At 66.3% G+C, this 22542-nt stretch carries 20 protein-coding genes; 11 read left to right on the forward strand and 9 right to left on the reverse strand.

Features of this window, described 5'->3' with window-relative positions; genetic code table 11:
* Positions 1–7 precede the first annotated feature (7 nt).
* Complete coding sequence (locus PGN37_RS21145; protein ID WP_335332958.1) at positions 8–394, forward strand: DUF5997 family protein; 387 nt, start codon at positions 8–10, stop codon at positions 392–394.
* 104 nt (positions 395–498) lie between these two features.
* Entirely contained in the window at positions 499–1332 is an 834-nt protein-coding gene (locus tag PGN37_RS21150; protein ID WP_335332959.1) for a MerR family transcriptional regulator, read from the forward strand.
* Between the two features lie 884 nt (positions 1333–2216).
* Here PGN37_RS21150 and nrdE read toward each other — a convergent pair.
* From nrdE to PGN37_RS21175, 4 genes are all read right to left on the reverse strand, one after another.
* The gene (gene nrdE, locus PGN37_RS21160; protein ID WP_335332960.1) at positions 2217–4388 is read right to left on the reverse strand and encodes a class 1b ribonucleoside-diphosphate reductase subunit alpha; all 2172 of its coding nucleotides are present in this window, start codon (positions 4386–4388) and stop codon (positions 2217–2219) included.
* On the reverse strand, positions 4355–4801 hold the full coding sequence (gene nrdI, locus PGN37_RS21165; protein WP_335332961.1) for a class Ib ribonucleoside-diphosphate reductase assembly flavoprotein NrdI: 447 nt from the start codon (positions 4799–4801) through the stop codon (positions 4355–4357). Before nrdI ends, nrdE begins: the two co-directional genes overlap by 34 nt.
* Positions 4802–4848: 47 nt before the next feature.
* Positions 4849–5091, reverse strand: a complete 243-nt coding sequence (gene nrdH / locus PGN37_RS21170) for a glutaredoxin-like protein NrdH (RefSeq protein ID WP_335332962.1) — start codon at positions 5089–5091, stop codon at positions 4849–4851.
* Between the two features lie 451 nt (positions 5092–5542).
* Complete coding sequence (locus PGN37_RS21175) at positions 5543–6085, reverse strand: NADPH-dependent FMN reductase (RefSeq protein ID WP_335332963.1); 543 nt, start codon at positions 6083–6085, stop codon at positions 5543–5545.
* Between the two features lie 122 nt (positions 6086–6207).
* Between PGN37_RS21175 and PGN37_RS21180 the strand changes: the two genes are divergently transcribed.
* From PGN37_RS21180 to PGN37_RS21190, 3 genes are read left to right on the forward strand one after another with little or no spacing between them, the layout of a single operon-like run.
* Positions 6208–6789 (forward strand): TetR/AcrR family transcriptional regulator, encoded by a 582-nt coding sequence (locus PGN37_RS21180; RefSeq protein WP_335333027.1) that lies wholly within the window; start codon positions 6208–6210, stop codon positions 6787–6789.
* The gene (locus tag PGN37_RS21185; RefSeq protein WP_335332964.1) at positions 6753–7859 is read left to right on the forward strand and encodes a DNA polymerase IV; all 1107 of its coding nucleotides are present in this window, start codon (positions 6753–6755) and stop codon (positions 7857–7859) included. The genes PGN37_RS21180 and PGN37_RS21185 overlap by 37 nt, the downstream gene beginning before the upstream one ends.
* Positions 7860–7870: 11 nt before the next feature.
* Positions 7871–9034, forward strand: a complete 1164-nt coding sequence (locus PGN37_RS21190) for an AAA family ATPase (protein WP_335332965.1) — start codon at positions 7871–7873, stop codon at positions 9032–9034.
* A gap of 3 nt (positions 9035–9037) precedes the next feature.
* Here the strand turns inward: PGN37_RS21190 and PGN37_RS21195 are convergent, their stop codons facing one another.
* The gene (locus tag PGN37_RS21195) at positions 9038–9898 is read right to left on the reverse strand and encodes an SDR family oxidoreductase (protein ID WP_335332966.1); all 861 of its coding nucleotides are present in this window, start codon (positions 9896–9898) and stop codon (positions 9038–9040) included.
* A 42-nt stretch (positions 9899–9940) separates the two neighbouring features.
* A complete protein-coding gene (locus tag PGN37_RS21200; protein WP_335332967.1) occupies positions 9941–10576 on the reverse strand; it encodes a TetR/AcrR family transcriptional regulator in 636 nt (211 codons plus the stop codon).
* 127 nt (positions 10577–10703) lie between these two features.
* Between PGN37_RS21200 and PGN37_RS21205 the strand changes: the two genes are divergently transcribed.
* On the forward strand, positions 10704–12185 hold the full coding sequence (locus PGN37_RS21205) for a cytochrome P450 (RefSeq protein WP_335332968.1): 1482 nt from the start codon (positions 10704–10706) through the stop codon (positions 12183–12185).
* Between the two features lie 18 nt (positions 12186–12203).
* On the opposite strand, the gene PGN37_RS21210 is transcribed toward PGN37_RS21205, so the two are convergent.
* Positions 12204–12695, reverse strand: a complete 492-nt coding sequence (locus PGN37_RS21210) for a homocitrate synthase (RefSeq protein ID WP_335332969.1) — start codon at positions 12693–12695, stop codon at positions 12204–12206.
* Positions 12696–13157: 462 nt separating this feature from the next.
* Here PGN37_RS21210 and PGN37_RS21215 point away from each other — a divergent pair, with 462 nt between their 5' ends.
* Complete coding sequence (locus PGN37_RS21215; RefSeq protein WP_335332970.1) at positions 13158–13916, forward strand: sulfite exporter TauE/SafE family protein; 759 nt, start codon at positions 13158–13160, stop codon at positions 13914–13916.
* 4 nt (positions 13917–13920) lie between these two features.
* On the opposite strand, the gene PGN37_RS21220 is transcribed toward PGN37_RS21215, so the two are convergent.
* Both PGN37_RS21220 and poxB read right to left on the reverse strand, forming a co-directional pair.
* On the reverse strand, positions 13921–14973 hold the full coding sequence (locus tag PGN37_RS21220; RefSeq protein WP_335332971.1) for a phosphotransferase family protein: 1053 nt from the start codon (positions 14971–14973) through the stop codon (positions 13921–13923).
* Positions 14974–15024: 51 nt separating this feature from the next.
* A complete protein-coding gene (gene poxB / locus PGN37_RS21225; protein ID WP_335332972.1) occupies positions 15025–16761 on the reverse strand; it encodes a ubiquinone-dependent pyruvate dehydrogenase in 1737 nt (578 codons plus the stop codon).
* Positions 16762–16857: 96 nt separating this feature from the next.
* Here poxB and PGN37_RS21230 point away from each other — a divergent pair, with 96 nt between their 5' ends.
* From PGN37_RS21230 to PGN37_RS21245, 4 genes are all read left to right on the forward strand, one after another.
* Positions 16858–18378 carry a molybdopterin-dependent oxidoreductase gene (locus PGN37_RS21230; protein ID WP_335332973.1) on the forward strand — a complete coding sequence of 507 codons (1521 nt, stop codon included), beginning with the start codon at positions 16858–16860 and terminating at the stop codon, positions 18376–18378.
* Between the two features lie 34 nt (positions 18379–18412).
* Positions 18413–19981 carry an ATP-dependent DNA ligase gene (locus tag PGN37_RS21235; RefSeq protein WP_335332974.1) on the forward strand — a complete coding sequence of 523 codons (1569 nt, stop codon included), beginning with the start codon at positions 18413–18415 and terminating at the stop codon, positions 19979–19981.
* A gap of 114 nt (positions 19982–20095) precedes the next feature.
* Positions 20096–22402, forward strand: coding sequence for a carbon starvation CstA family protein (locus PGN37_RS21240; RefSeq protein WP_335332975.1), 2307 nt, complete (start codon positions 20096–20098; stop codon positions 22400–22402).
* Entirely contained in the window at positions 22402–22539 is a 138-nt protein-coding gene (locus PGN37_RS21245; protein WP_442932981.1) for a YbdD/YjiX family protein, read from the forward strand. The genes PGN37_RS21240 and PGN37_RS21245 overlap by 1 nt, the downstream gene beginning before the upstream one ends.
* Positions 22540–22542: the final 3 nt, after the last annotated feature.

Raw genomic sequence — 22542 nt, forward strand, 5'->3', positions numbered from 1 at the left:
TAGCGGCATGAGCAGGCCGAATCCGCAGTCGATGAAACCCGCGACCGCGGCAAAGAAGCTGGACGTCTACCTGCCGGCGACACCCGAGGAGTTCCAGAGCAACGCCATCACCCGCGACGAGCTCGCCGCGCTGCAGGCCGATCCTCCACAGTGGCTGCAGGAGCTGCGTAGGAACGGCCCACACCCGAAGAATCTGGTGGCGGCGAAGCTCGGTGTGTCGATCGCAGGGTTGGCCCGCGGCGGAGTCACCGAAGCGCTGACCACCGAGCAGATCGATGCACTGCTGGCAGATAAGCCAGAGTGGTTGGTCGCCGAACGCGAGAGCTACCAGAACGTGCTGCGCGAAGAGCGGCGCCTGAAGGCAGCACGCGCTGATCAGGCTTCAGACCGCTGACGCGATCTTCGAACACCTGCCCTCATCCCACAGAGTTGTAGAACCGCGCACGCGTCTCGTGCGGACTTGACTCTCACACCGTGTGAGGCGGCACAGTTCTAGCCGTGACCGATACCCCGTTACTGATGACGATCGGCAGGTTTTCCTCACTGAGCCGTATCTCGGTTCGCATGCTTCGCCACTACGACACCCACGAAGTCCTAGTGCCCGAGCAGGTGGACCCGATCAGCGGCTACCGCAAGTACGCCGCGGCACAGTTGGCCGACGCAGCCGCGGTCCGGCGGCTGCGCGACATCGGATTCGGCGTGTCAGCCATCGGAGCCTTGCTTGCTGTCCGTGGCACGCCCGCGTTCGAAGCAGCCCTGTTGGCTCAACGGATCGAGTTGGTGGCAGCAGCCGCGGATGCTAACGCGCGGCTCCGACACATTGACTACCTACTGTCCGAAAGGGAGTCCAGCATGACCGACACGATCACAGAAGAAGTCATTCCCGCCCAGACCCTTGTCTACCTGCGCGATGTAGTCACGAACTACGCAGCCGAGGGACAGCTCTGGGGTCGCTTCATGCCCGCTCTGCAGCAGCAGGGTCTCGCAACAGGCCAACTCTGCGGCTGCATCGAGCACGACGACGAATTCCGGGAGTCAGACGTCGACGAATCGGTGTTCGTGAACGTACCTGACGAGACTACGGTTGAGGCGCCGCTGAAAGTTGTTGCCGCGCAAGAGCGTCGAGCAGTGGTGGCGACAGTCACCGGGCCCTATTCGGAGGCCATTCCGCGGGCACACGAGCTTATCGGTGCCTATATGTCGAAGCATGGGTTGAGTCTGACCCGCACTGCCGATGACGTCACCACGCACCATTTCAATCTTTACCTCGACGATCCACGCGAGGTACCCGAGGATCGCCTTCGAACGAAAGTCTGCGTGCCGGTTCTCTGACCCCGCGGAACTTCGTAGTCCTTGATGCCGGAGGGCACTATTCGCAGGAACTCCCACGACCCGCGGGCGTCATCTTGGGTTGACGTCGACGACTACGGCGAAGTTGGTCGATCATCATGGCAATGCGGACAGTTCTCGCTGAACACGCCTCTGTTCGTGTGATACCGGGTGTGGGCGCTGCGGCGACTTGAAGGCATAGGTCGGCCTTTGCGCGCAGCCGACATTTTGGCTCGTGTTTCCGCGCTCGCGGTTCGACCGAAATTGGGGTTCCCGGAGCCTGTCCTCGCTGCGGAAAGCTTGGCTTTCGCTTGGTCTGGCATCACACGACCGAAACTCGGGTGGTCGGAACCAAATTTCCCGAAGTTCGGATTGTCAGTCCCGGCATTCTTGCCCCGACGGGCTAACGACCACTTCGCCCGCTGCTCGGCGGAGTGCTCCCGCTGATAGAAGGGATTCTCTTGTCCGAAGCGGCTGGGCATCTTCCTCCCAGTCGATCGGATCCTCGCGGCCTCCCGCATCTCAGGCGTCCATTCCACTCCGGTCGGTCCGAGTCCTCCGTCAGCCAGGTTCAGCAGTGAATGGCCTTCTTGCCGTAGCAAGGTGATCCACGCAATCTCTGCCTCGCCGAGCTCGTCGAGTCCGTCTGCCCAGTCGAGTGGCTGCACAATCACGTTCTCGCGATCCTGCTTCCGCAACCAGTCGTAGAAGGGCGTCTTTCTACCGTTCGCAGCAAGCTTCCAGTGCTGCCGCAACCGCACCTGCGCGGTCTTCGTTGTTAGACCGACGTAGCGGAAGCGCGAATCCGACCGGAGCCGCACTCCGTAGATCAGGCCTCCTGGCCGTTCATTCGCGGCCACAGGAACCGCGCCGTCACCGAGAAGCGGCTACAACATGCAGCTGACGCAATTTTCCACCTCAGTGCCTTGAAGCGCCATCTGCCGCAGTCGGATGTAGTACAGCGTCTTGATTCCCTTGCGCCAGGCGTAGATCTGCGCCTTGTTCACATCGCGCGTGGAGGCCGTGTCCTTGAAGAACAGCGTCAGACTCAATCCCTGATCCACGTGCTGGGTGGCCGCGGCGTAGGTGTCGATGATCTTCTCGTACCCGATCTCGTAGGCATCCTGGTAGTACTCCAGGTTGTCGTTGGTCAGGTACGGCGCCGGGTAGTAGACGCGACCGATCTTGCCTTCCTTGCGGATCTCGATCTTGCTCGCCACTGGGTGAATCGAGCTGGTCGAGTGGTTGATGTAGCTGATCGATCCGGTCGGCGGAACCGCCTGCAGGTTCTGGTTGTAGATGCCGTGCTGCTGCACAGACTCCTTGAGCCGCTTCCAATCCTCCTGGGTCGGAATGCGGATGCCGGCGTCGGCGAAGATCTGCCGCACCTTGTCGGTGGCCGGCTCCCACACCTGATCGGTGTACTTGTCGAAGAACTCCCCCGACGCGTACTTCGACCGCTCGAACCCGCCGAAGGCCCGACCCCGTTCGATCGCAATGCGATTCGACGCCCGCAGCGCGTGGTAGAGCACCGTGTAGAAGTAGATGTTGGTGAAGTCCACACCTTCTTCCGAGCCGTACATGATGCGCTCGCGGGCCAGGTAGCCGTGCAGGTTCATCTGTCCCAGGCCGATGGCGTGGGATTCGTTGTTGCCCTGCTCGATCGACGGCACCGACGTGATCGAGGTCTGGTCGCTGACCGCGGTGAGCGCGCGAATCGACACCTCGATGGTCTGCGCGAAGTCCGGCGAATCCATGGCTTTCGCGATGTTCAGCGAGCCCAGGTTGCAGGAGATGTCCTTGCCGACCTTGGAATAGGAGAGGTCGTCGTTGAACTCCGACGGTGTGGACACCTGCAGGATCTCCGAGCACAGGTTGCTGTGGGTGATCTTGCCCTCGACCGGGTTGGCCCGGTTCACCGTGTCCTCGAACATGATGTAGGGGTAGCCGGATTCGAACTGCAGCTCGGCCAGGGTCTGGAAGAATTCACGCGCCTTGATCTTGGTCTTGCGAATCCGGGCGTCGTCGACCATCTCGTAGTACTTCTCGGTCACCGAGATGTCGGCGAAGCCGACGCCGTAGACCTTCTCGACGTCATAGGGCGAGAAGAGGTACATGTCCTCGTTCTTCTTCGCCAACTCGAACGTGATGTCCGGGATGACGACACCGAGGGAGAGCGTCTTGATGCGGATCTTCTCGTCGGCGTTCTCGCGCTTGGTGTCGAGGAACCGGTAGATGTCCGGGTGGTGCGCGTGCAGGTACACCGCGCCGGCGCCCTGGCGAGCGCCCAGCTGGTTGGCGTAGGAGAACGAGTCCTCGAGCAGCTTCATGATCGGGATGACACCCGAGCTCTGGTTCTCGATGTTCTTGATCGGCGCGCCGTGCTCGCGAATGTTGCTCAGCAGCAACGCAACTCCGCCGCCGCGCTTGGACAGCTGCAGCGCCGAGTTGATGGAGCGGCCGATCGACTCCATGTTGTCCTCGATGCGCAGCAGGAAGCAGCTGACCGGCTCGCCGCGCTGCTTCTTGCCCGAATTGAGGAACGTCGGCGTCGCCGGCTGGAAGCGGCCGTCCATGATCTCGTCGACCAGCTTCTCGGCCAGCACGGTGTCGCCGGAGGCCAGCGTCAGCGCCACCATCACCACACGGTCTTCGAAGCGCTCGAGGTAGCGCTTTCCGTCGAAGGTCTTGAGCGTGTAGGAGGTGTAGTACTTGAACGCGCCCAGGAACGTCGGGAATCGGAACTTCTTGGCGTACGCGCGGTCCAACAGCGTCTTGACGAAGTTCCGCGAGTACTGGTCGAGTACCTCGCGCTCGTAGTAGTCCTTCTGAACCAGGTAGTCGAGCTTCTCGTCCTGATTGTGGAAGAAAACGGTGTTCTGGTTGACGTGCTGCAGGAAGTACTCCCGCGCCGCCTGGACGTCCTTGTCGAACTGGATCTTGCCGTCAGCGTCGTACAGATTCAGCATCGCGTTCAGGGCGTGGTAATCCATCTCGCCCGGGAGCGCGTGTGCGCCGGTGGTGGTTACAGGTTCTGCAGCTGTGACGGTTGGTGGCACGTCCGGTCCTTCCAGAAGTCTTGTAATCCTGCGCGGACGGCGAACACGTCGTCCGTCGTTCCCATGAGTTCGAATCTGTAGAGATAGGGGACGCCGCACTTGCGCGAGACGACCACCCCGGCATAGCCGAATTCGGCGCCGAAATTGGTGTTGCCCGCGGCGATGACGCCGCGGATCAACGACCGATTGTGTTCATCGTTGAGGAACGCGATCACCTGCTTGGGGACGTATCCCCCGCGATCGGGATCGGGTCCGTTGGCGTGCCCGCCGCCATAGGTGGGGAGAACGAGCACATATGGCTCGTCGACCTGAATCCGCTCCTTGAGGGGAATGCGGATGGCGGGCAGTTCGAGCTTCTGCACGAACCGATGAGTGTTCTCCGACACGCTGGAGAAGTAGACGAGGTTGCTCACTCCCCTGCTCCCCTCAGTCGATGCGTCGGACGGCCCTGTCAGCTTCTTCAGGCAGTGACGGCGGATGCGCCGGCCAGGGCCTTGATGCGGTCCGGGCGGAAGCCCGACCAGTGGTCGTTGCCGGCCACCACGACGGGTGCCTGCAGGTAACCGAGCGCCATCACGTAGTCGCGGGCCTCGGAGTCCACGCTGATGTCGACGATGTCGTAGGCCACGCCCGCCTTGTCGAGAGCCTTGTAGGTGGCGTTGCACTGAACGCAGGCCGGCTTGGTGTACACGGTGACAGTCATGTGCGCTCCCTCAGCGAAAGTTTTCAACAACAACGGGTGTTTCGTGGTAACTGCAAGTCACTGCACACCCCATCCGACGATCAGCTGGCCGGGCGATCTACCCTCCCTGCTCTCAACGCCGATCCGAGAAGAGAACTTCCCCCCGAATCCCCGCCGAGCGCAGATCGCGTCTTGCGTCGCTCTCCACCCTAGGGCACTAGATGTTGTGCCTCGTTAGTAGAGCACACACAAGATGGACTTAATAACACGTTTGGAATTTTCCCTGGTCACCTCGGTGTGTCGCGCCCAATTCGGCGTGTCCGAGATCACATCAGGGGCCTCGCGCATCCATGTCTCTGGTCTACCAGGACGCACCGACAACACCGCTTGGGCCGACACGACCCCCGCATTGGCCCAGCAAACGACATCGCCCGGCCTCGCAGAGAGCGAGGCCGGGCGAGTGAGGTGGGTGTCAGCCGATCTCGGCGACCAGTTTGCCGACGATGTCGCGCAGTTTGGCGACCACATCCGCGTTCTCACGGGGGTGCTTGCCGTCGAGCGTCTGCGAGGGCAGCGAGAAGTCGAGGTCCTCGACCACGCGCGGACCGGCGATCCCGAACGACTTGCGGGTCTCGTCGTGCGCCCACACGCCGCCGTACTGCCCGAGCGCGGCGCCGACGACGGCCAGCGGCTTGTCCTTCAGTGCGCTGTCACCGTAGGGGCGCGAGAGCCAGTCGATCGCGTTCTTGAGTACGCCGGGGATGCTCCCGTTGTACTCGGGGGTGACGACCAGCGCGGCGTCGGCGCGGCCCGCGGCCTCCCGCAGAGCCTTCACCGATTCCGGCGCCGACTCGTTGTCGATGTCTTCGTTGTAGAACGGCAGCTCGCCGAGACGATCGAACCGCTCCAGGGTGACCCCGTCGGGCGCCGTCTCGACGGCCAGATCGGCCAACTGCCGGTTGATCGACTCCTTCCGCAGGCTGCCGACCAGGACCAGAACCGTGCTCTCCGCCATCACTTCTCCTATCCGTCCTTCGCGATGATTGCCTTCGATACTTGCAGAGTTTAACCGGACCGCGGTCCGATTGATTCCGGCTGAGTTAAAGTTGCCAGGTGAGCGCGGATGACGGCCTGACGATGCTGTCGATCGATTCCGGCCCACCCGAGCGGGGTGACGCCGCGCGCAACCGCGCGCTGCTGCTGGAGGCTGCGCGCCGACTGGTCGCCGAGCACGGGGCCGAGGCTGTCACCACCGACGACATCGCCGCCGCAGCCGGGGTCGGCAAGGGGACGCTGTTCCGACGGTTCGGCAGTCGCGCCGGGTTGATGATCGTACTGCTCGACGAGGACGAGAAGGCTCAGCAGCAGGCCATCCTGTTCGGACCGCCTCCCCTGGGCCCGGGCGCCCCGGCACTGGACCGGTTGATCGCCTATGGCCGGGAACGGCTGTGCTTCGTCAACAGCCACTTCGCCTTGCTCTCCGATGTCGGTCGCGACCCTCAGATGCGCTTCAACGCGCCGATGATGCTGCACCACCACCACGTCCGCGTGCTGCTGGACGACGGCGGCACCAGCGGCGATCTCGACGCCCAGGCCACCGCACTGCTGGCTCTCCTCGACGCCGACTACGTCCGCCACGAGACCGTCGACCGCGGCCGCACGCTGGACGAACTCGGCGACGCATGGGAGACGCTGGCCCGCAAGATCTGCGGGACATGATCGCCGAGGGACAGTCCGACGGGTGGATCCTGCACGTGGACCTCGACCAGTTCCTCGCTTCGGTCGAACTGCAGCGCCGACCCGATCTGGTCGGCGCGCCCGTCATCGTCGGCGGCAACGGCGACCCGACCGAGGCGCGCAAGGTCGTCACCTGCGCCTCGTATGAAGCCCGCGCACACGGCGTGCACGCGGGGATGCCGCTGCGTGTGGCGGCACGGCGCTGCCCGGACGCGACGTTCCTTCCGTCGGACCCCGACGCCTACGACGCCGCCTCGGAGCAGGTGATGACCGCGCTTCGCGATCTGGGCCATCCCGTGGAGGTGTGGGGCTGGGACGAGGCCTACTTGGGCGGCGGCCAGACCGACCCGTTTGCGCTGGCCCGGCGCATCCAGGAGACGATCACCGCGGAGACCGGATTGTCCTGTTCGGTCGGCATCAGCGACAACAAGCAGCGGGCCAAAGTGGCGACCGGCTTCGGCAAACCGGGCGGCATCGCCGCGCTGACCGACGAGAACTGGATGTCGACGATGGGTGAGCGACCCGTCGACGCATTGTGGGGCGTCGGCCCCAAGACGTCGAAAAAGCTTGCCGCGATGGGTATCACGACCGTCGCCGAACTGGCGTCCACCGACGCCGAGGTGCTCACCGCGGCCTTCGGGCCGACCACCGGGTTGTGGATCCTGCTGCTTGCCAAGGGCGGTGGTGACACGACGGTTCGCGCCGCACCGTGGATACCGCGGTCCCGCAGTCACGTCGTCACGTTCTCCGAGGACCTCACCGACCGGGACGAGATGGCCGCGGCCGTCTCCGATCTCGCGCGGCGCACGCTGACCGAGATCGTCGAGCAGCAGCGCGTGGTGACCCGGGTGGCGGTCACCGTGCGGACCGCCACGTTCTACACCCGCACCAAGATCCGCACGCTGCCGGCGCCGACCGTCGACTCCGCCGACGTCGTCGCCACCGCGCTCGCGCTCCTCGGGGACTTCGATCTCGCGCGCCCCGTGCGGCTTCTCGGTGTTCGCCTCGAGCTGTCGATGACCGACGTCGCACCTGTCGGTGCCGGGAGCTAGCGTCGATTCCGATGCTGCACACCGTCGCGGTTCGCGGGTACCGCTCACTTCGAGATCTCGTGTTGCCGTTGCGTCGACTGACCGTGGTCACCGGCGCCAACGGCACCGGCAAGTCGTCCCTCTACCGGGCGCTGCGCCTACTGGCCGACTGCGGTCGCGGCGAGGTGATCGGCTCCTTCGCCCGGGAAGGCGGCGTCGAATCGGCGATGTGGGCGGGTCCCGAACACCTCGGCGGGGCACGACGCACGGGGGCCGCCCAGGGTGGCCCCCGCACCCGCTCGGTGTCAATCGAATTGGGTTACGCTGCCGATGATTTCGGATATCTCGTGGACTTCGGCCTGCCCCAGGCAGTCGAGTCGGCGTTCACCCGCGATCCGGAGATCAAACGCGAGCTGGTCTTCGCCGGCCCGGTTGCCCGGCCGACGACCACGCTGGTGCGCCGCGTGCGTGGAATGGTGGAGGTCGCCTCCGAGGGCAGTCGAGGCTTCGACGAGCTGTCGCGCAACCTGCCGGCGCACCGCAGTGTGCTCTCGGAATGGGCTGGCGCCGCACCCGAACTGGTGATGGTCCGGGAACGGTTGCGGGACTGGCGGTTCTACGACGGGTTCCGAGCAGACGCGCACGCTCCGGCGCGGCGACCGCACGTCGGAACCCGCACACCTGTGTTGGCCGACGACGGTTCGGATCTGGCCGCGGCGATACAGACGATCGTGGAGACCGGCGTCGACGACCTCGACCGTGCCGTGGCCGCCGCGTTCGACGGGGCGACGGTCTCGGTGTCGGTCACCGAGGGACTGTTCGACCTCCACGTACACCAGCGCGGCATGCTCCGCCCGCTGCGCAGTGCCGAGATCTCCGACGGGACATTGCGTTTCCTCCTCTGGACGGCGGCGCTGTTGAGTCCGCAGCCACCGTCGCTGATGGTGCTCAACGAACCCGAGACGTCGTTGCACCCCGACCTGCTACCCCCGCTGGCCGACCTGATCTGCGCCGCCGCGTCGACGACCCAGGTCGTCGTGGTGACACACTCCGCGACACTGCGGGAGCGACTGGCCGCGGCACCACTCGGCGAGGACGAGACGACCGAGATCGAACTGGTCAAGGATTGGGGCGAGACGAAGATCGACGGCCAGGAACTGCTGACCACTCCCCCGTGGAACTGGGGGACGCGCTGAGGGTCAGCGGCGCCGGGGCGGCCGCAGCGCACGGGTGAACAACACGTTCACCCGCGTCATCGCGAACGCATACGGCCACCAGAAGAATCGCTTGGCGAAGTACAGCGCGCGGATGTCCACCGAGGTGTAGATCAGATATCTGTTGCGTTGTACGCCACGCAGGATCTTGTCAGCCGCTTTCTCCGGCGACACCGCATGCCCGCCGAAGCGGTCGGTCCACCGCTGCACGCGCGGGTCCTCGCGATCCACCCCGACGATCTGAACCGATTGCACCAGAGGCGTTTTCACCGCACCGGGCACCACCACCGACACCCCGATCCGGTGACGCGCGAGGTCGAAACGCAGCACCTCCGACAACCCACGCAGACCGTACTTGCTGGCTGAATAGGCAGCGTGCCACGGCAGCGCGACCAGACCCGCCGCTGAGGAGACGTTGACCAGGTGGCCGCCACGGCCGGCCGCGACCATCGGTGGCACGAAACATTCGATGACGTGGATCGGCCCCATCAGATTGACGTCGATCATCGACTTCCAGTGCTGGTGGGTGAGCTTACTGACAGTGCCCCACGCCGACACGCCCGCGATGTTCATCACGACGTCCATTGCGCCGTGGGCAGTGTGGATGTCGGTGGCGAACGCCGTGACCGCGTCGAGGTCGGTGATGTCGAGCACGCGGTGCGCCGCGACGACTGCGCCGAGAGCTTGAGCATCGGCCACGGTGGCAGCCAGCCCGTCGGCGTCACGATCGGTGAGATAGAGCTCCGCCCCCTGGGCCGCCAGTTTCAGCGCCGTCGCGCGTCCGATTCCGCTGGCAGCACCGGTGAGCAGGCACCGTTTCCTCGCGAAACCGTCGCCGAATCCCATGAAAGGTGACCTTACCGGCCCCCGAGCGAGCCCCGGCCGGCCTCACTGCTCGGACAGCTCGTCTCCGCCCCAGAGGCCGTACAGCCACAGCCGCTGGGCGATCTCCACCCCACGCTTCGGGTCCGTGCTACGTCCGACGAACGCGCTGTCCTGGGCCAGGGTCATCGACGTCACGGCGACGAGCGTGCGAACTAGGGCCTGCATGTCGTCGGAGATGGGTCGCGGGCCCAAGTCCTGGTCGACGAGCCCGACGATCTTGTTGACCACCGTGTCCTGGAAGTCGTCCATGATCTCGCGGATCTGCGCATCGGTGCTTCGGGCGAGGTTGCAGGCAGCCATGATCGGGTCGTTGGAGGCGAACACGGCAGCGGCGTAGCCGACCATCCGCGTGGCGAAGGCCGACGGGGACTCACCCGGCTCACGCGGCGCGAAGTCGTGCGTCAGCTGATCCAGCTCGGCCATCGCCTCGGCGACGATGACCGCGAGGACGGCGTACTTGGAATCGAAGTAGAAGTAGAAGCCCGATCGGGCGACGCCGGCACGCTCGCTGATCGTGCTGACCGACAGATCGGCGAACGACCGCTCTTCGAGCAGCTCGCGCACCGCCGAGATGATGGCTTCCCGCTGGCGGTCACCGCGGGTCCGGCGGGGATCGCTGCTGACGGGATCGGCGGTCATGGCAATAAACCTTTGCATCGCAATGCACAGGACACAAACTCCGCGAAACTTGACAGCCGTCAAGTAGGTCGTCCAGGATGTTGAGCAGTGACATCGACCACAGTCACCCTCATTCAGGAGTGCCAAGATGCCAACGATCAGCGCCACTGACTACTGGATCGACCAGGCCAAACGACGCCTCAAGCCCACCGCCCTCACCATCCCCGGAATGGGGGCCGTCGAGAAGCGCCTCAAGGACAAGGAGTGGGAGCGGTTCGTGTTCGCCGAGCCGCCGGCGGGTAGCGATCTGAAGCCGATCACCGGCGACTCCGGGCTGCCGATCATCGGCCACATGATCGAGACGTTCCGCGGCGGCCCGGACTTCATCGTCGAGCAGTACCGCAAGCACGGCCCGATCTTCTATTCGCAGTCGCCGGCCCTGTCGGCGGTGATGGCGCTCGGCCCCGACGCGACCCAGGCCGTCTTCACCAACCGCAACAAGGACTTCTCCCAGCGCGCCTGGGACCCCATCATCGGGCCGTTCTTCGACGGCGGGCTGATGCTCCTCGATTTCGAAGAGCACCTGTTCCACCGCCGCATCATGCAGGAGGCGTTCACCCGCACCCGGCTCTCCGGCTACGTCCCCCACGTCGATTCGGTGGCCAGCCGCGTGCTGAGCAACGACTGGGTCGCCGACGACCCGCGCTTTCTTTTCTATCCCGCGATCAAGGAGCTGACGCTCGACATCGCGTCCGAGGTCTTCATGGGCCACCCCGCGGGCACCGACCGCGAACTGGTCACGACGATCAATCAGGCCTTCACCACCACCACACGCGCGGGTAATGCCATTGTGCGCAAGCCCGTTCCGCCGCTGTCCTGGTGGCGCGGCATCAAGGCACGCGAGACGCTGGAGCGTTACTTCCTGAGTCGGATCGGCGAGAAACGTCGCTCGGAGAGCACCGACATGTTCAGCGTGCTGTGCAACTCGCAGGACGAAGAGGGCCGCAGCTTCACCGACGACCAGATCGTCAGCCACATGATCTTCCTGATGATGGCGGCCCACGACACGTCCACTTCGACGATGACCACGATGGCCTACCACCTGGCTGCCAATCCGGAGTGGCAGGAGCGCCTGCGCGAAGAGTCCCAGCGCATCGGCGACGGACCGCTCGACATCGAGGCTCTGGACAAGCTCGAGACCTACGATCTGGTGGTCAACGAGTCGCTGCGGATGATGACGCCGCTGCCGTTCAACTTCCGCCAAACCGTGCGGGACACCGAGCTGCTGGGCTTCTACATCCCTGCCGACACGGCGGTGGTGACATGGCCGTCCATCAATCACCGGCTGCCCGAGCTGTGGACCGATCCGGAGAAATTCGATCCGGAGCGCTTCACGGAGCCGCGCAACGAACACAAGCGGCATCGCTACGCCTTCGCTCCGTTCGGTGGCGGCGCACACAAGTGCATCGGCATGGTGTTCGGCCAGTTGGAGATCAAGACCGTCATGCACCGCCTGCTCACGCGGTACCGTCTCGAACTCCCGAAAGCCGGCTACACACCGCGCTACGACTACGGTGGCATGCCCGTGCCGCTCGACGGAATGCCGATCGTCCTGCGCCCGCTGCGCTGAGCCGTCTGCGCGGAGGAGTCAGTCCAGGAGTCGGTTCGCGCACGCGACGATCGCGCGCAACGCCGACTGCACCGGGTCCGATGACAGGCCCATGGCCCACTCGCTGCGAGTGCCGTTGCCGCCCTGGATGAACGTCGCGATGTCGTCGCCCACGGTGCGCTGATGGAACGCTGTCATCTCCACGGCGACACCGCGGTCGTAGAGCATCGCGGTGAGGGCGGCGACGGGACCACACGCCGTTGCGTGCGCGGTCCCGATGCGGTCCCCCAGCGCCAGCGTCGCTCGGTACGTCTGCGCCTGCGGCCCCCACCGGGCCGACGGGCGGTCAGCCTCGGCGCAGGCCCACTGGCCCAGGCGCACCGGGCCGGTCGTCGGCGCGAACTCGGCGACGAACTCGTCGTAGGTGCGGCTGTCGGCCTGCGCCCGCAGCGGTTCGGGAGCGCGGCCGATCATCCTGGCGGCGAACGACGACGTCCGAGCGGGGGCGATCGTGGCGATCGGAGAGTTCATGATGTGCCGGCCTTGAGGTCGAGGAGAGCGACCGACGACTGCGCAACGACCCACAGCGGGGGGTCGGTCTGGATCAGACCCCGCTGCGGGTTGCTACTACGAGTCGCTTCGGCACGTCGGCGATAGTAGCCCGCTGCGCGTCAGCGCGGCAAGCATCTTCACCTCCGAGTTTGCCGTGTCCGATGCCGCTGCAACGCCGGCGAAATGCGCACCGCGAAATTACAGACCGGCTATCAGCAATCTCTGTATTGTTTGCCAAACAACGGCAATACACTGAACTGCACAGCATTTGACGTCTTTAAAGGTAGCACAAGCCGATACGTTTATCACCGTCAGGAAACATTCCTGAGATTCCCAGCAAAGTCAATTACCCGCGTAATTATCACGTTGCCATTAGCTCGAAGCGGCGACGCGGTCGCCGGACCGGTGGGGCTCGCGCACATCTCGTGCAAAATAGGCCCAATGTCGTGGTCGCTGACGCTGCTCCTGGTCGCGGCAGGCATCCTCGGCGGACTCACCGGCAGCATCGCGGGCCTGGCCTCGGTCGCCACCTACCCCGCGCTTCTGGTTGCGGGATTGCCACCGGTCGCCGCGAATGTCACGAACACCGTGGCCCTGGTGTTCAACGGCGTGGGGTCGATCCTGGGATCGCGTCCCGAACTGGCCGGGCAGAGGCAGCGTGTGATGCGGCTGTTGCCCGTCGCGGTGCTGGGTGGAGTGGCGGGTGCGGTGTTGCTGCTGTCCACCCCTGCCGAGGGATTCGAGAAGGTGGTGCCCCTGCTGCTCGGCTTCTCCTCGCTCGCGATCCTGGCCCCGGTGCAACCTCCCCCCGAGCCGGGAGGTGACACCCGGGGCCATCGGGTCCGAAGAATCGCCGAGGCCGCAGCCGTCTGCGGAATCTGCGTCTACGGTGGATATTTCGGCGCGGCTGCCGGGGTCCTGCTGCTCGCGCTGCTGTTGCGTTCGGGCGCAGCGGGTTTGGCCCACGCCAACGCCACGAAGAACGTCGTCCTCGGTGCAGCCAATCTCAGCGCGGCGGTGATCTTCGCCTGCGTTGCTCCGGTGGATTGGCCGGCAGTCGTCGCGCTGGGCCTGGGGTGCCTCATCGGCTCTCGATTGGGTCCCGTCGTCGTCCGCCACGCACCCTCGGGACCGATGCGGGTCGTCATCGGGGTGGCCGGTCTCGCCCTGGCCGTCAAGCTCGGCCTGGACGCATACTGAGGGATCAGAGAAAAGCGTTGTCGCCCTGGGTGACTCGAGTGCCCAGGGCGATCAGGTTCTCGGCCGAGGTGTGCAACCGTTCCCCGGCTTCGGCACTGGCCCGCCCAGCAAGATACCGCGACCACGTGCCCTCGATCACGATGCCGAGTTTGAAGCAGGCCATCGCGATGTACCAGTCCAGATGGTCAATCGCCCTGCCCCCGGCGTCGCGATAGGCGCGCAGCAACTCCGCGCGGCTCGGCAGCCCGCCCAGATCGGCCAGCGCCGCACCTGCCTGGATCGGGTTCGGGCCGTCCGGCCAGCACACCAGCAGCCATCCCAGATCCAGCAGCGGGTCCCCGATCGTGCACATCTCCCAGTCGATGAACGCGGCCAATTCCGGGACGTCGCGACGCAACAACACGTTGTTGAGATGGCAGTCGCCGTGCATCACGCCGGGTTCCGCTTCGGGGGGAAGGTTGGCCGTCAGCCACTCCGCGAGCCCCGCCACGGAGGGGAACGATTCCGGTGCGTAGTGTTCGTGCCGGTAGCTCTCGAGCAGCCGCATGAACTGCGGAACTTGCCTCGCAACAAAGGAACCCGGGCGCTTCAACGCCCCGAGAGCGCTCCCCTGCCATGGCACCTGCCCCAGCCGCGCCAGACTGGCGACGTAGGACAGACCGACGTCGTGACGCATGTCGGCGTCGCGCACATAGGCGTCGTCGACGTCGGTGCCGGGATTGAACCCGTCGATGCACTCCATGAGGTAGAAGACCACCCCGAGGACATCGAGATCGTCACAGCCGGCGATCAATTCGGGGTGCGGGACCGGTGATCCGGCGAGGGTGCTGAGCACCGCGATCTCGCGCCGCATGGTGTCGTCACTGGTCGGACGGGGATGTTCCGGCGGCCGGCGCAACACCATCGGCCGTCCGTCGACGCTGACCCGCACCACGATGTTCTGGGAGCCGCCGGTCAGCGGGGCGACGTCGTCCACGGTCGACCCGAGCCCGATCTCGCGAATCCAGGCCTGCAGCGCGTCGACATCGGACGGGGACAGCATCACCTCGACTGGCATGTCCGCCATAGTGTCAGGTGCGGCACCGGCAGATCCGGCCGTTCGAACAGATCAGTCCAGGATGCGTCGAGCGACGTTGGTGCTGACGAGATCGAGCAACTCGTCGGAACGGCCGGCGAGGATGGTCCGGATCGCGTACAGCGAGAAGCCTTTCGCCTGTTCGGCGGTGATGGTCGGAGGGATCGACAGCTCCTGCCGTGCGGTGACCACGTCGACGACAGCCGGACCGTCGGTGGCCAACGCATCCGCGAGCGCCTGCTCCAACTGCCCCGGATGTTCGACGCGGCGGCCGAAGATCCCCATGGATTCGGCGACCGCCGCGAAATTGGGATTCACCAGATCGGTGCCGAAGTTGACGATGCCCGCCGCCTTCATCTCGAGTTCGACGAAGTTCAGCGACGAATTGTTGAACACGACGAGTTTCACCGGCAGCCGGTTCTGCACCAACGTGATCAGATCGCCGAACAACATCGTCAGTCCACCGTCGCCCGCCAAGGCCACGATCTGCCGGCCCGGCTGCGCGGTCTGCGCGCCGATCGCCAGCGGCAGGGCGCAGGCCATGGTGCCGTGGTTGAACGATCCGATCAGCCGGCGGCGCCCGTTCATCTCGAGATAGCGTGCCGCCCAGACGACAGGCGACCCGACGTCGACGGTGAACACGGCGTCGGGGGCAGCGAGCCGATTCACTGTGCCCGCAACGTATTCCGGCCGGATCGGGGTGCGGTCGCGATCGTTGTCGGCGAGTTTGTCCAGCGTCGCACGCGTCTTGCGATAGTGCCGCAGCGAGCGCTCCAGGTGCGCGGTGTCACCTTTGGGACGCAGCAGCGGCATCAGCGCCGCCACGGTGTCCTTCACGGTGCCCACCAGGGGAAGGTCGACCGGCGTCCGACGCCCCAGGTTCCGGCCGCGGATGTCGACCTGGATCACCCGTGCGTGATCCGGATAGAACTGCTGATACGGGAAGTCGGTACCCAGCATCAGCAGGGTGTCGCATTCCTTGATCGCCTTGTAACCCGACGCGAACCCGAGTAGCCCCGTCATCCCGACGTCGAACGGATTGTCGTACTCGATGAACTCCTTGCCGCGCAGCGCATGCACCACCGGGGCTTTGAGCAGATCGGCCAGGGCCACGAGCTCGTCATGGGCGCCTTCCACGCCGGCGCCGCCCAGGATCGTGACCGCCTGCGCAGCGTTGAGGAGCTCGGCCGCCTGCCGCAGCGAGGCGTCGTCGGGCCGCACCACCGACGTCGTCGCGCGCACGGGCCGCGTCTGCCACGCCGTGGGATCCGCCTTCTGCAGGAAGATCTCCCCGGGCACGACCACGACGGCGACGCCGGACTCCTCGACCGCCGCCCGCATCGCCATGTGCAGGATGCGCGGCAACATCTCGGGTGTGCTGACCAGCTCGCAGTACACACTGCAGTCCCGGAACAGCTCCTGCGGGTGGGTCTCCTGGAAGTACTCCGAACCGATTTCGGTCCGCGGGATGTGCGCGGCGATCGCCAGCACCGGCACCCGGCTGCGCTGCGCGTCGAAGAGGCCGTTGATGAGGTGCAGGTTCCCGGGCCCGCAGCTGCCCGCGCACACCGCCAGCGCGCCGGTCAGCGCAGCATCGGCGGCCGCCGCGAACGCCGCGGTCTCCTCGTGTCGCACGTGCTCCCAGGTGATTTCGCCCGAGCGTCGCAGGGCGTCGGTGAATCCGTTGAGGCTGTCCCCCGGCAGGCCGTAGACCCGTCGGACTCCGCTGACGTGCAGCGCTTCGATGACGTGATCGGCGATGGTGGCCACATCTGGACCCTAGTGCGCCCTATGGGTTCCGAGCACCCCGCCGACGACACCATTCGGTAAGGGTTGCCGACGCGCCCCGCCGGTAGGTTGGGCGCCATGACCACCCAGGGCGACAGAGCTGCTCGCGGCGTCGCCGCGGCCGCGGTGGCCGTCGGGGTGGCGCAGCTGGTCGGGGCCGCGTTCGGCCCGCAGGCCGACGTCCGCACCGCCGTCGGCTCCTCGGTGATAGAACGAACCCCCGGCCCACTCAAGGAGTGGGCCATCCAGACATTCGGCACCGCGGACAAGCTCTTCCTGACCGTCGCGGTGCTCGTCGTCGTCGCGGCGCTCGCGATCGTCGCGGGCATCGTGGAGACCCCGCGTCGCCCGTGGGGCAGCGCGATGATCGTCGCCGCAGGCGTTCTCGGGTGCGCGGCTGTGCTGTCGCGAGCGGGCGCCGGCGCGCTCGACATCATTCCCACGGTGGTGGGCGCCGCCTGCGGTGTCGCCGTGCTCCGGTTCCTGACGTCGCGTCGTTTCACCCGTGAGGATGGCGGTGCCGGGGAACAGACCGACACCGGCAGGCGCCGCTCCCTGATCACCCTCGGGTTGATCGTCGCGGGCGCCGCTAGCGGGGTCGCGGGGGTCGTCATCACCCGGCTCGCGTCGTCGGTGTCCGGAGACCGCAACGCCTTCGCCCTCCCCCGCATCGCCAAGCCCGCGGCCCCGATCCCCGCCGACGTACAGCCTCCCGATATCGCGCTGCCGTCGTTCGTCACCCGCAACGACGAGTTCTACCGGATCGACACCGCGCTGACCGTGCCGCAACTCAGTCGTGAGGCGTGGAAGCTGCGCATCCACGGCATGGTCGACCGCGAGGTGACCGTCGACTTCGCCGACCTGGACCGCTTCGAGGTGGTCGAACGGGTGGTGACGTTGACCTGTGTGTCGAATCCGGTAGGCGGCGAACTGATTTCCAACGCGGTGTGGACCGGCTACCGCGTCGCCGATCTGCTGGCCGAGGCCGGTGTGCGCCCCGACGCCGACATGGTGATGTCGACGTCGGTGGACGGCTGGACGGCAGGCACCCCGGTCGAGGCGCTCACCGCCGACGACGCGCTGCTGGCGATCGGCATGAACGGGCAACCCCTGCCCGTCGAGCACGGTTACCCGGCACGGCTGGTGGTGCCGGGGCTGTACGGCTACGTGTCGGCGACGAAATGGGTCACCGACCTCGAGCTCACCCGATTCGACCGCGCCGAGGCGTACTGGACCAAGCTGGGGTGGGCGGCGCGCGGACCGATCAAGACCGAGTCGCGCATCGACATCCCCCGGGCCGGACAGGACGTGACGGCCGGGCCGACGCGGTTCGGCGGCGTCGCGTGGGCGCAGAACCGGGGCGTGCGTTCTGTCGAGGTCAAGATGGACGACGGCGATTGGCAGCAGGCCACGCTCGGCGCCTCCTACTCCGGGGACACCTGGCGGCTGTGGAGCTTCGACTGGCAGGCCGCGCCGGGCTTCCACACCATCACCGTGCGCGCCACCGACAACAGCGGCTACACCCAGACGCCCGACCGCGCCGACCCGGTGCCCGACGGTGCCACGGGTTGGCATTCGATCACGTTCAACGTGAAGTGAGTCTGCTGTCGGACCCCTGTGCCAAGGTGGCTGCGTGCTGGTAGCAGACATCGCGCAGGCCTCGTCCGACGTGGCGGCCTCGTCGTCACGGCTGGCGAAACGCGCACGCCTGCGCGAGCTGCTGAGCCAGGCCGGGGCCGAGACTTCCGACACGGTCTCGGTGGTGGTGTCGTGGCTGTCCGGTGAGCTCACCCAGCGCCAGATCGGTGTCGGGTGGGCGGCGCTGCGCGCACTGCCTGCCCCCGCCGACGCGCCGGTACTGACCGTCGGCGAGGTGGAGGCGACGTTCACCGAGATCGGCACAACCGCGGGCAAGGGCTCGCAGGCTCGTCGCGCGGAGCTGCTGCGCGGGCTGTTCGCCGCGGCCACGGACACCGAGCAGGCGTTCCTGAGTCGGCTGCTGGGCGGGGAGCTGCGCCAGGGCGCGCTCATCGGGGTGATGGTCGACGCGGTCGCCGCGGCGTCCGGTGCACCCGCAGCGTCGGTGCGCCGTGCGGCGATGCTCAGCGGCGACCTGCCGTCCGTGGCGGCCGCGGCCCTCGCCGGCGGTGAGGAGGCGCTGGAGCAGTTCACGTTGCGGGTCGGCACGCCGGTCGGTCCGATGCTCGCCCAGACCGCCACCGATGTGGCCGACGCGTTGGAGCGCCTCGGCGGCACCGCGGTTTTCGAGGCCAAACTGGACGGGGCGCGGGTGCAGATCCACCGCGACGGGGATCAGGTGTCGATCTTCACCCGCAGCCTCGACGACGTGACGTCGCGGCTGCCCGAGGTGGTGGACGCGGTGCTGGCGCTGCCGGTGACCGACCTGATCGCCGATGCCGAGGCCATCGCGCTCAAACCCGACGGGCGGCCGCACCGATTCCAGGTGACCGCCTCCCGGTTCGGGCGTCGCGGCAGCTCCGGCCCACACGAACAGCAGCTGTCGGTCTTCTTCTTCGATCTGCTGCGCGCCGACGGAACCGATCTTCTGGACCGTCCGGCACACGAGTGCATCGCGGTGATGGATGCCCTCGTGCCGTCCGATCAGCGGGTCGACCGGCTGGTCACTTCCGATCCCGGCGAAGCACAACGCTTCCTCGACATCACGCTGGCGGCGGGTCACGAGGGCGTGATGGCCAAATCCGTAGAGGCCGCTTACGAAGCCGGACGCCGCGGGGCCGGCTGGCTGAAGATCAAACCGGTGCACACGCTCGATCTGGTGGTGTTGGCCGTCGAGTGGGGGTCGGGGCGGCGCACCGGCAAGCTGTCGAACATTCATCTCGGAGCCCGGGACGAGACGACGGGCGAGCTGAAGATGTTGGGCAAGACGTTCAAGGGGATGACCGACGAGATGCTGGCCTGGCAGACCCAGCGCTTCATGGAGCTGGCCGACGGAGCGGCGCCAGCCGCGACATCAGGCGCAGGTCCCACCGACGGCTACGTCGTCACGCTGCGCCCCGAACAGGTCGTCGAGATCGCGTTCGACGGCATCCAGACCTCCACCCGGTACCCCGCCGGGATGGCCCTGCGTTTCGCGCGGGTCCTGCGCTACCGCGACGACAAGACAGCCGACGAGGCCGACACCGTCGCCACCGTGCGAGCGTTCCACGACCGCGCCGGCTGACACGGGCGTCGACGAGAGTTAAACCGGGGTTCGGCCGCGAGCCAGGATCGTCCGGTGCGACGATCGAGACGTCCACATTCGCGTCGAGCCGACGAGGGAGGGATTGGCAGGCTTATGGCCACACCAACCGCCGCACCATGGGACCGCATCGAGGAGTCCGACGGGGACATCACCTACGTCCGCACCGATAAGGATCTGCCCCCGGTCGCGATCATCGACCGGTCACCGATCACCACCAAGCACAAGATCATCTTCGCGGCGGTGGCCGTGCTCGGCGCGCTGGCGTGGGCGATGATCGCCTTCTTCCGCGGCGAAACGGTGAACGCGGTCTGGTTCGTCGTCGCGGCGGTCTGCACCTACGTCATCGGCTACCGGTTCTACGCACGCCTGATCGAGATGAAGCTGGTGCGTCCGCGCGATGAAATCGCTTCGCCGGCCGAGGTTTTCGAGAACGGGACGGACTACTTGCCCACCGACCGGCGGGTGCTCTACGGCCATCACTTCGCGGCGATCGCCGGAGCCGGCCCGCTCGTTGGGCCCGTGCTGGCCACGCAGATGGGATACCTGCCGGGCGCGATCTGGATCATCATCGGCGCCGTCGTCGCCGGCTGCGTGCAGGACTACCTGGTGCTGTCGATCTCGGTGCGCCGCCGCGGCCGGTCCCTGGGTCAGATGGCTCGCGACGAACTCGGCGTGGTCGGCGGCATCGCAGCGATCGTGGGCGTGCTGGTGATCATGGTGATCCTGCTGGCCGTGCTGGCGCTCGTCGTGGTGGGCGCTCTCGCCGAGAGCCCGTGGGGCGTGTTCTCGATCGCGATGACGATCCCGATCGCGATCTTCATGGGTCTCTATCTGCGTTTCCTGCGGCCCGGCCGGGTCTCCGAGGTCTCCTTGATAGGCGTGGCGCTGCTGCTGCTGGCCGTGGTCTCGGGCGGCTGGGTGGCCGAGACATCGTGGGGCGTCGAGTGGTTCACGCTCTCGAAGGTGGCCCTGTCGTGGTGCATCATCATCTATGGGTTGGCCGCGTCGGTGCTACCGGTGTGGTTGCTGCTGGCTCCCCGCGACTATCTGTCGACGTTCATGAAAGTCGGCACCATCGCCCTGCTGGCGGTCGGCATCCTGCTGGCCCGCCCGGTGATGGAGGCTCCGGCGATCTCCTCGTTCGCCGCCAGCGGGTCGGGCCCGGTGTTCGCCGGCTCGCTGTTCCCGTTCCTGTTCATCACGATCGCCTGCGGCGCACTGTCGGGCTTCCACTCGCTGATCTCCTCGGGCACCACACCCAAGCTGCTGGAGAAGGAAAGCCAGATGCGGCTGATCGGTTACGGCGGCATGCTGACCGAGTCGTTCGTCGCGATCATGGCCCTGATCACCGCCGCCATCCTCAACCAGCACCTGTACTTCGCGATGAACGCGCCCTCGGCGTCCACCGGAACCACCGCGCAGAGCGCCGCCGACTACGTCAACGGGCTCGGGCTCTCCGGCGCCCCGATCAGTGCCCAGGAGATCTCGGATGCCGCACGCAGCGTCGGCGAGGAGACGATCGTGTCCCGCACCGGCGGCGCACCCACCCTGGCGTTCGGCATGTCCGAGGTACTGCACCAGGTCTTCGGCGGGGCGGGCCTCAAAGCGTTCTGGTATCACTTCGCGATCATGTTCGAGGCCCTGTTCATCCTCACCACGGTCGACGCGGGCACCCGTGTGGCCCGCTTCATGCTCTCCGACGGACTGGGCAACCTGGGCGGGCCGTTGACGAAGTTCCGCAACCCGAGCTGGCGCGTCGGCGCCTGGGTGTGCAGCATCGTCGTCGTCGCCGCCTGGGGCAGCATCCTGTTGATGGGCGTCACCGATCCCCTCGGTGGCATCAACACGCTGTTCCCGCTGTTCGGCATCGCCAACCAGTTGCTTGCCGCGATCGCGCTGACCGTCGTCACCGTGGTCGTGATCAAGCGTGGGTTGCTGAAATGGGCGTGGATTCCCGGCATTCCGTTGCTGTGGGACCTGACCGTGACCATGACGGCGTCGTGGCAGAAGATCTTCTCCGGCGATCCGAAGGTGGGCTACTGGACCCAGCACTTCTCCTACCGCAACGCCAAAGAGGCCGGGGAGACGTCGTTCGGTGCCGCCAAGAACGCCGACCAACTGGACGCCGTCATTCGCAACACCTTCATCCAGGGCACGTTGTCGGTGATCTTCGCCGCCCTGGTGATCATCGTGTTCGTCGCCGGCGCGATCGTCGCGCTGCGTGCCATTCGCGGCCACGGCGCACCTCTCACCGAGGACGAGCCGGTACCGTCGCGGATGTTCGCGCCCTCGGGCATGTTCCCCACCTCCGCCGAAAAGGAGGTGCAGAAGCAATGGGACGCGTTACCGACAGGACACGCCGGGCACTCCACCAGATCAGCTGGTACTGGCAGTCATTGATGGGCGACAACCACTACCAGCGCTACGTCGAGCACCGGGCGCGGCTACACGCCGGCGAGGCGGTGATGTCGGAACGCGAGTACTGGCGGCACCGGCACGCTGCGGCCGACGCCGACCCCGGCGCACGCTGCTGCTGACGC

It is taken from the genome of Mycobacterium kyogaense (assembly GCF_036946525.1).
In the GTDB taxonomy this organism is placed as follows: Bacteria; Actinomycetota; Actinomycetes; order Mycobacteriales; family Mycobacteriaceae; genus Mycobacterium; species Mycobacterium kyogaense_A.